Source organism: Candidatus Micrarchaeota archaeon, from assembly GCA_021163225.1.
Classification (GTDB): domain Archaea; phylum Micrarchaeota; class Micrarchaeia; order Anstonellales; family JAGGXE01; genus JAGGXE01.
Genome location: JAGGXE010000061.1, coordinates 1 through 6,612 on the forward strand (window position 1 = coordinate 1; position 6,612 = coordinate 6,612).

The 6,612-nt window shown below is 44.3% G+C and carries 11 protein-coding genes; 10 read left to right on the forward strand and 1 reads right to left on the reverse strand.

Features of this window, described 5'->3' with window-relative positions; translation table 11 throughout:
- The coding region (locus J7K41_04175; GenBank protein MCD6549872.1) for an IS5 family transposase at positions 1 to 927 on the forward strand (927 nt) is incomplete at its 5' end.
- A 90-nt stretch (positions 928 to 1,017) separates the two neighbouring features.
- Here J7K41_04175 and J7K41_04180 read toward each other — a convergent pair.
- Positions 1,018 to 1,467, reverse strand: coding sequence for a hypothetical protein (locus tag J7K41_04180; protein MCD6549873.1), 450 nt, complete (start codon positions 1,465 to 1,467; stop codon positions 1,018 to 1,020).
- Between the two features lie 134 nt (positions 1,468 to 1,601).
- Here J7K41_04180 and J7K41_04185 point away from each other — a divergent pair, with 134 nt between their 5' ends.
- The 9 genes from J7K41_04185 to J7K41_04225 form a co-directional block, all read left to right on the forward strand.
- Positions 1,602 to 2,567 carry a hypothetical protein gene (locus J7K41_04185; GenBank protein ID MCD6549874.1) on the forward strand — a complete coding sequence of 322 codons (966 nt, stop codon included), beginning with the start codon at positions 1,602 to 1,604 and terminating at the stop codon, positions 2,565 to 2,567.
- Positions 2,545 to 3,636, forward strand: coding sequence for a DNA primase catalytic subunit PriS (priS, locus tag J7K41_04190; GenBank protein MCD6549875.1), 1,092 nt, complete (start codon positions 2,545 to 2,547; stop codon positions 3,634 to 3,636). The genes J7K41_04185 and priS overlap by 23 nt, the downstream gene beginning before the upstream one ends.
- Positions 3,637 to 3,673: 37 nt before the next feature.
- Positions 3,674 to 4,228, forward strand: coding sequence for a DNA replication complex GINS family protein (locus J7K41_04195; protein ID MCD6549876.1), 555 nt, complete (start codon positions 3,674 to 3,676; stop codon positions 4,226 to 4,228).
- A 13-nt stretch (positions 4,229 to 4,241) separates the two neighbouring features.
- On the forward strand, positions 4,242 to 4,532 hold the full coding sequence (locus tag J7K41_04200; GenBank protein ID MCD6549877.1) for a 50S ribosomal protein L44e: 291 nt from the start codon (positions 4,242 to 4,244) through the stop codon (positions 4,530 to 4,532).
- A gap of 14 nt (positions 4,533 to 4,546) precedes the next feature.
- Positions 4,547 to 4,714, forward strand: a complete 168-nt coding sequence (locus J7K41_04205; GenBank protein MCD6549878.1) for a 30S ribosomal protein S27e — start codon at positions 4,547 to 4,549, stop codon at positions 4,712 to 4,714.
- A gap of 20 nt (positions 4,715 to 4,734) precedes the next feature.
- Positions 4,735 to 5,517: a translation initiation factor IF-2 subunit alpha gene (locus J7K41_04210; GenBank protein ID MCD6549879.1), complete on the forward strand. Its 783-nt coding sequence runs from the start codon at positions 4,735 to 4,737 to the stop codon at positions 5,515 to 5,517.
- A gap of 5 nt (positions 5,518 to 5,522) precedes the next feature.
- A complete protein-coding gene (locus tag J7K41_04215; protein MCD6549880.1) occupies positions 5,523 to 5,705 on the forward strand; it encodes a nucleolar RNA-binding Nop10p family protein in 183 nt (60 codons plus the stop codon).
- Positions 5,662 to 6,411: a proteasome assembly chaperone family protein gene (locus J7K41_04220; protein ID MCD6549881.1), complete on the forward strand. Its 750-nt coding sequence runs from the start codon at positions 5,662 to 5,664 to the stop codon at positions 6,409 to 6,411. Before J7K41_04215 ends, J7K41_04220 begins: the two co-directional genes overlap by 44 nt.
- Before the next feature lie 37 nt (positions 6,412 to 6,448).
- On the forward strand, positions 6,449 to 6,612 hold a 164-nt coding region (locus J7K41_04225; protein ID MCD6549882.1), incomplete at its 3' end, for a class III signal peptide-containing protein.

A 6,612-nucleotide genomic window follows, 5' to 3' on the forward strand; every position in this document is an offset into this window, starting at 1 on the left:
AACAGAGGGAAGAGAGGGAGACCGTATAAGTTTTCTTATGAGTTAATCCTAAGTATCTACCTCTTATACGTATTTCTGGATAAATCTTTGAGTAAGGTACTGGATTTTATAGGAGATCTGATACCTATTCTTCCCCACCGAACTACTATCATCAAGAGATTGGACAAGTTAGATCTATACTTTAAGGATATGTTGGAAGAAAATAAAAGGAAGGTTAAGAGTAAGAGAAAATTAACTCTGATATATGATTCTACAGGGTTATCTCACAGGATAGGAGGGTATTACAGGATAAGTAAATATGGAAGTAAAGTAAGGAGATGGTTCAAACTCCATGTGATCATAGACATGGAGAGTCAGACCCTACTTTCCTATTCTATCACAACAGATGATATATCAGACGTTAAGATGTTGGAACAGATGTTAATAGACTTAAGAGGATGGTATAAGGGAGAGGTTGAACTTTATTCTGATAAGATAGCAGATTCTCATAAGATATATGAGTTGTGTAGGGAGTTAGGGATTAGGTTAATAGTTCCTCCTATTTCCGGAGCTAAATTCAGGTTTAAGAATAGGAATGTTAGAGGTGAGATTAATTATCTTAGGGATAGGTATATTTACGAGAAAAACAGGTACGGGTATGATTATTGGAGAGATAAGTATAAGTATGGGAAGAGATGGTTGGTAGAAACATATTTCTCCAGACTTAAGATGATATTAGGTGAGAAGGTAAGGGGTAGGAATTTTGAGAATGTGGTCAGGTATGTGCTTGGTATGTTGATTCTCCTCTCTAATTTTATTTTTTTGTTATGTATTATACCTCACATAACAAAAGATAAAATCACAAATAAAACCCAGATTAACATACTTAACCAAATCAAAATCCAGTTTTTAAGAAGAATTTGGAGATTTATTCACAATCGCACCTGATTTCAAAATGAAAGAAATTTTATTAAAGGTTTCTCTCATCACTAACGATTTGCGATTGTAAAACCCCTAAAAGATTTAACTTAAATAAGATTACCACTCGTCTTCCCCTTCTTCTTTTCCACGCATGTCTCCTTTCCAACTCTTTTCTATATCCTTCCTGAAGAACAGTTTGCCGAACATATAACCAATTAGGAAACATACTGCCGAAACAACAAGTACACCAAAGATTATGAGCAGAGGCACGTAAGAATATAATACTTTAAATAATGTACCAACACCGTGGGTGACAGAAAACAGCGCAACGACCGATAAAAATAATCCGTTAACTACTGCCATAAGTGCTGCCGTCTCACCGCACCCTTTTGCGGTAGGGCCTTTCTTTTCTGTCTTTACGTACACGTAGCAAGCCACATAAATACCAATAAGATATACGAAGCTGAAAGGATTCAAACCAAAGATACCCCTTGGAACATCATAAACTAAACAGAAGATTATTGGAAGGATAGAACCTGCCAATGCACCGTTTAATTTTGCCCACATGAGTAAGGTCATAACTGATAATATTTAAAAAATTTTGGAAATCGGAGAAATGTCTTTCTGTTTCCGAACTCTTCGGATGGACCGGTGCATTTCGGCAAAAACAATTTTAAACAGTTGATACCGAGAGATTAAACATGTCTTTACTTAGGGCTGCCAGATATCCGTTCACCGAGGAAGCTAAGGGATACGTTAAAAAGTTGATCGGTGAAGGATGGAGGCTCAACGATTACATCATCGAAAAAGCAAAGGAAAGGATCATCAACGCCTTCAACAACAAACTCCCATTCTTCGTGGAACGCGAGGACATAGAACAAGAAGAGATATTGAGTTATGCAGTTGCAAAGATGATCGTATCCTTGACAGACGACAGATACATAATTGCCAAATATTCGATAGGTGAAGCAAAACGTGCCAAGGAATACCTTGTCCGTGAGGACCAGGAAACTGTCAACAGGGTGGCAAAGGAGCTGGGTCTGGGATTCGTGCCCGACGGAGAAGGATATCTGTTACATTTCGTACAGTTCATACGTAATCAGCCGGGTAGTCCGGAATACCTGTTGATCAACCGTGACCTCAGGAACGGGTATGTGCGCATCACAGCAGAGGAGCGCATCCGCATTTTGGAGGAAGCGATCCGTCGTCATGTTGAGAGAAAGGTCAAGCTCACCGACCCGCCCGCATCACTGGTTCGTGCAGCCGAAGACGTTAAAGCATCGTTACCTAAACCGGTTCGTAACATAGAAAAAAGGGTTGGGGACATACCCCCCTGCATAGAATCGTTGATAAACGACCTCTATCAACACAAGAACCTGTCCCACATGGGTCGCGTGTTCCTGACGATGTACCTTCACAAGGCTGGGTGGTCCGATGAAGAGATAATAGAACTGTTCTCAAACTCTCCGGACTTCAACATAAAGATCACCGAGTACCAGGTAAAGTACATATCTTCACATGATTACAGTGTACCCAACTGTTCAACGGTTCAATCCTACGGACTCTGTGTAGCAGATTGCGGGATAAAGAACCCGCTTCAGTACAGAGCAGGTAAGAAGGACACAAAAAGGAAAGGTGATAGAGATGCGTCCAGACCTATTCGTTAAGAAGAAGTTTTCGGAATACTATCAGAGGGAACGTTCGATAGATGTTCCGAACATACACCAACGCGAGTTCGGTGTAGGTTCATGGGAGAAAAAGATAGAGATGCGTCACATGTCTTTCAACTCTCTGTATCAGCTCAAAGATTATCTGATTAACGATACACCGTTTTACATTTCGTATTCTGCCGCGTATTACAGATATCCGGACGCCAGACCGATGGAGAAGAAGGAATGGTTGGGTGCAGACCTCATCTTCGACCTCGATGCGGACAGGGAGGAATGCGGACGGTTCACCAGCAAAGAATGTTTGGAAGAGGTAAAGGAGAGAACGATCAAACTGATCGAGGATTTTCTCATAGCCGATTTCGGGTTTTCCAAGGATGAGATCAAGGTGAACTTTTCAGGGTCAAAAGGTTACCACGTACACATCACCGACGAAGTAGTCAGAAGTTTGTCAGCAAAGGAACGCAAACAGATCGTCGATTACATAACTGGGAAAGGGTTGAGTTATGACGCGTTGTTCAGTGAGGGCAAGAAGGTAGAGGGACCGAAACCTTCCGACGGCGGATACAGGGGCAGGTTTGCCAGACAGGTTATCGAACAACTCCGCAACGATAGGAAGTTCAGGACATGGTTACACCGCCGGTTATCCAACCCTTTGGACCTGGATTGGTTCATCAAAGGGATAGAAGAAGGCAACTGGTCCAGGTTGAAGATCGCACGACAACGCGAGAAGTTTGAGAAGGTCATACAGACGTTAGGTATAAGGTTGAGTGATCAGATCGATACACAGGTAACCATGGACACGGCGAGACTGATCAGGTTACCCAACTCGTTGCATGGGGGGAGTTCGCTGTTGGCAAAACGTATCTCTGTCAACGATTTAGACCGGTTCGACCCGATGAACGATGCGGTTGTGTTCGGTTCACGGACGGTCCGTGTAAAAATCGTGGAGGACGTGCCGGAACTCGTGATGAAGAACGAGACGTTCGGTCCGTTCAAACAAGGGAGGACGGTAGAACTGCCGGAATATGTTGCACTCTACCTGTTGTGCAAGAAGGCTGCGGAATGAGCAAGGTTTAAAACAGGAACGCACTATTAAAATTAGCATGAACGATCAGATCACCTACTCTTCACTGAGACGTTTGCAACAGACGGAACGCGAATCGATGGCGTTGTCAAAGTTACCGGATGACTTCTACAGACGGTTGGCGGAGCACCTCCGGAGGATGGATGAACAGATCAAGAATCAACCGAACATCATGCTCATCAAAGAGTACGAGAACACGCGTCACGTATGCGAGGACATAATAAAACAGAGAAAGAAGAAGATCATACTGCGTGCCATGCAGACCGATGAGATGTACACAGAAGGTATGACACCCGAAGAGATAACATTTTATAAAGAACTTGTCAGTATTATAAAACGGTTCGATGTGTTGAAAACTAAAGAAAAGGTTGAGGAAGAACTGGTCGAAACGGTAGTGAACGAAGACAGTGGTGAAGCCACTACATTTATAAATGTTGAAATTGTTAAAGATGTACCTCCGTACAAAGGTGCTGATGGTAGAATGTACGGTCCGTTCAAACAGGGTACCAATGTCCATCTTCCTGAGAAAGAGGCAAGGTTCCTCGTCAGGGCCGGATACGGTAGAGAAGTTTAAGAGGTGAGACCTTATGAAGATACCTAAAGAAATCAGAACCTATTGTCCGACCTGTAAAACCCATACGGTACACACCGTTAAACTGGCGCCGAAACGGTCTGGTGAAGGCCGCGCGTTGGCTGAAGGTAACAGACGTCATGCGCGGAAGATGAAGGGACACGGCGGTAAACGCGCCGGTAAGGTTACTGTTAAGAAGCTCGGTAAGAGACAGAAGATAATGTTGACCTGCACCGTATGCAAAAAGAAACACGAACGTGTGATAGGAACACGTACAAAAAGAAAACTGGAGATCATCGCTAAGTAAAAGGAGGTGGGCCGATGGTCAGCAGGTTCTATAAAATAGTGTGTAACAAATGCGGTGCGGAACGGATCGTTTTCAGTAATTCGACACGTCCCATATACTGTAAATGCGGGGAACAACTGGTTCAGAACACGGGCGGTCGTATCAAAATACTCAATGCCAAAATCGTCGAGACCTATGACTGAGCGTTTACAAAGGTGATAGATTGAAAGAGTACCCTAACAGGGGTGAGCTGGTTCTCGCCAAGGTTAAGAAGATATTCAAACACGGTGCGTTCTGCACACTTGAAGAGTACGGTAATAAAGAGGCGTTCCTACATATCTCTGAGGTTGCACCGAGATGGATCAAGAACATACACGAGTTTTTAGATGAGGGTAAGACGTACGTTGCCCGGGTGATCCGTGTTGACCCGGAGAGGGGAATGATAGACATCTCTCTGAAACGTGTAAGCGATAAGGAGAAAGACCGTAAACTCGAACAGGTCAAGAAAGAAAAACGCGCGTACAACCTGGTCCTGTTGGCATGCAAACGGAGCAGGTTAAGAAAGGATAAGATCCCGCAGGTCATAGAAAAACTCAAGGATGAATACGGAGACCTCTACACAGCCATGGAGGAGATATCAGAATTTAAGGAGGAGGCATTGGAAGGTCTAGGTCTGAGTAAAGGGTTATCCAAACATCTGATAAGGATTGCTGAGGAAAGTATCAAAAAACCCATGCACAGGATCACAGGGATACTCACCTACATATCGTATTCACCGACAGGTATCAAGGATATAAGGGAATGTCTGGGCAAGATAAAAGTACCTAAGGAGGAGGACAGCGAGTTCGAACTGATATACATGGGCGCGCCAAAATACCGGATAAACATCAAGATCCGCGATTACAAGAAGGGTGAAGAGATACTGAAGAATGTGTTGTCACAGATCGAAACGTGCAGCAAGAACCGTAACGTAGAGTTCAGGTTTGAACGTGAGAAGGTCAAGTGATAAGGATGTTCAAACTCAGGTACTGTAAGGTCGGTCACCATTACACGTTGAAAGAGTTCTGCCACGGTGAACGAACAGTCAACCCCCATCCCCCGCGGTTCAACCCGAACGACCCTTACGGCAAGTACAGGAGGATGATGCTCCATGAAAACTACATTGAAAGAGATAAAGAGAAGAAAGATGAATAACCCTATCCTTATAGAAGGGTTACCTGGGATAGGGTTTGTGGGTAAACTGGTTGCAGAACTTCTTGTTGAGGAACTGAAAGCGGAGAAGGTTGCAGAGATATATTCGCCGCATTTCCCCCATCATGTGATAATGAGTAAAACGGGAGTCGTCAGAATCATGAAGAACGAGTTGTACCATGTGAAACGAAGAAAACACGACCTACTTATACTTGTCGGCGAAGCGCAACCCGTCGATACGGTAGGTCAGTACGAGGTCAACGAATTGATCATAGATTATCTTAAGAAGAAGGGCGGCAAACTCGTTGTTACCATCGGCGGGTACGGTACGGGCGTGATCACGCATGACCCGAGAGTGTTCGGAGCCGCTACAGAACCGGAACTCGTTCAGGAATACAGCGAGTACGGGATAGAGTTCGGTAAAACAAAGGGACCGATAATAGGTGCCGCGGGTCTGCTTCTGGCAATCGCCAAGATGAAAGGGTTGAAAGGGTTATGTCTGATGGGTGAAACGCACGGCGGGTACGTCGATGCCAAGGCAGCGAAAAAGGTGTTGGGAGTGTTATCGCGGATCCTTAAGATAACCGTTGCTACGGACAAACTGGATAAGAAGGCAGCCGAGAACGAGAAGATGTTGGCACAGATAGAACGCGCAGCACAGGAAGAGACACCTGAGACGGGCGAATCGGGTCTGTCGTACATCAGATAAAGGTTTATAAAATTTGTGACTGATTTTTAATACGGTGATGGGTATGAAAGGTCAGATCTCTGCCGAAATGCTTATTATTCTGGCGATAGTGATAGCAGTAGCGGTAGTGCTCGCTTCACAACTCCTCAAATCCACAAAGACGATGTCCGCAAGCATAAACGAGAGCACCAGCACGATAAAAAGTCAGACAGAGGCGCTCAA

Excerpts from the sequence above, each read along its gene's own strand:
- J7K41_04185 (MCD6549874.1), top strand. The coding sequence starts at position 1,602 with ATGTCTTTACTTAGGGCTGCCAGATATCCGTTCACCGAGGAAGCTAAG.
- J7K41_04215 (MCD6549880.1), top strand. The coding sequence starts at position 5,523 with ATGTTCAAACTCAGGTACTGTAAGGTCGGTCACCATTACACGTTGAAA.
- priS (MCD6549875.1), top strand. The coding sequence starts at position 2,545 with ATGCGTCCAGACCTATTCGTTAAGAAGAAGTTTTCGGAATACTATCAG.
- J7K41_04195 (MCD6549876.1), top strand. The coding sequence starts at position 3,674 with ATGAACGATCAGATCACCTACTCTTCACTGAGACGTTTGCAACAGACG.
- J7K41_04180 (MCD6549873.1), bottom strand. The coding sequence starts at position 1,467 with ATGTGGGCAAAATTAAACGGTGCATTGGCAGGTTCTATCCTTCCAATA.
- J7K41_04200 (MCD6549877.1), top strand. The coding sequence starts at position 4,242 with ATGAAGATACCTAAAGAAATCAGAACCTATTGTCCGACCTGTAAAACC.
- J7K41_04205 (MCD6549878.1), top strand. The coding sequence starts at position 4,547 with ATGGTCAGCAGGTTCTATAAAATAGTGTGTAACAAATGCGGTGCGGAA.
- J7K41_04220 (MCD6549881.1), top strand. The coding sequence starts at position 5,662 with ATGAAAACTACATTGAAAGAGATAAAGAGAAGAAAGATGAATAACCCT.